Genomic DNA, 1,285 nt, shown 5'->3' with positions numbered 1-1,285 from the left:
TGAAGCTTCCCCTTGATCGTGGACACCTGGAGACTGGGACCTTGAGGTTCCAGAGGAAGTAGCACCAGGTGGGAAGTAAGTACACGAAGCGGTACACCGAGGAGTTCAAGCGGGACGCGATCGCGCTCGTCGACTCCTCGGGCAAGACGGTCACTGCCGTGGCCCGGGAACTCGGCATCAGCTCGGAGTCCCTGCGCGGTTGGTACCGCAAGGCCAAGGCTGACCGTGGCGAGGGCCAGGGCGGCGAGCTGACCAGCGCCGAGCGTGAGGAACTGCGGCGGCTGCGGCGGGAGAACCGCGAACAGCAGCAGACGATCGAGATCCTGAAAAAAGCGACCGCCTTCTTCGTGAAGGAGAACGACCGGTGAGCGAGCTCTACCGGTTCATCCACACGGAGAAGGCAAACTACCCGATCACGTTGCTGTGCCGGGTACTGAAGGTCGCTCGCTCCTCCTACTACGCGTGGCGCGAGGGCGAGGCGGCCCGCCAAGCCCGACTGGCCGCCGACGACACGCTCGCCCACGAGATCACCGTGCTGCACATCGCCTCCCGTCGCACCTACGGCGTCCCGCGCATCCATGCCGAGCTGCGGCGTCTGGGGCGGCGGGTGAACCGCAAGCGCATCGCCCGCGTCATGCGCGAGCGCGACATCCGCGGCGTCACCCGCCGCAAGCAGCGCTCGCTGACCCGGCCCGATGCGCAGGCGAAGCCGGCCCCGGACCTGATCGGCCGTGACTTCCACGCCGAACGTCCCGGGATCAAGCTGGTCGGCGACATCACCTACCTGCCCACCGCCGAGGGCTGGCTCTACCTCGCTTGCTGGCTCGACCTGGCCACCCGCGAGGTCGTCGGCTACGCCATGGCCGACCACCACCGCGCCGAGCTCGTCGTCGACGCTCTCGACATGGCCCACGGCCGGGGCGGTCTGGAGCCCGGCTGCGTGATCCACAGTGACCGCGGCAGCGAGTACACCTCCGCCCAATTCCGGGCCCGAACACGAGAGTTGGGGATGCGGCAGAGCTGCGGACGCACCGGATCATGCTTCGACAACGCCGCAGCCGAGAGTTTCTGGGCCCTGCTCAAGGAGGAGATCGGCGCCCGGACCTGGCCCGACCGGGCCACCGCCCGCGCCGAGGTCTTCACCTTCATCGAGACCTTCTACAACCGCCGCCGCCTGCGCAAACACAAGATCTTCGGCTACCTCACCCCGGCCGAGACCAGACAGCGGCATCAACACGCCCTCGCGGCATAACGATCACGTGTCCGAGATCACGGGGAAACTTCA

At 67.4% G+C, this 1,285-nt stretch carries 2 protein-coding genes; both read left to right on the top strand.

All coding sequences use genetic code 11. The features are described from left to right. The first annotated feature begins 68 nt into the window (after nucleotides 1-68). On the top strand, nucleotides 69-368 hold the full coding sequence (locus ABZ659_RS35870; RefSeq protein WP_230211858.1) for a transposase: 300 nt from the start codon (nucleotides 69-71) through the stop codon (nucleotides 366-368). After that, the gene (locus tag ABZ659_RS35865) at nucleotides 365-1,252 is read left to right on the top strand and encodes an IS3 family transposase (RefSeq protein WP_360229207.1); all 888 of its coding nucleotides are present in this window, start codon (nucleotides 365-367) and stop codon (nucleotides 1,250-1,252) included. Before ABZ659_RS35870 ends, ABZ659_RS35865 begins: the two co-directional genes overlap by 4 nt. Nucleotides 1,253-1,285 lie beyond the last annotated feature (33 nt).

This window comes from Streptomyces sp. NPDC006997 (assembly GCF_040635175.1).
In the GTDB taxonomy this organism is placed as follows: Bacteria; Actinomycetota; Actinomycetes; order Streptomycetales; family Streptomycetaceae; genus Streptomyces.
This window is presented reverse-complemented; position numbering and strand designations above follow the sequence as displayed.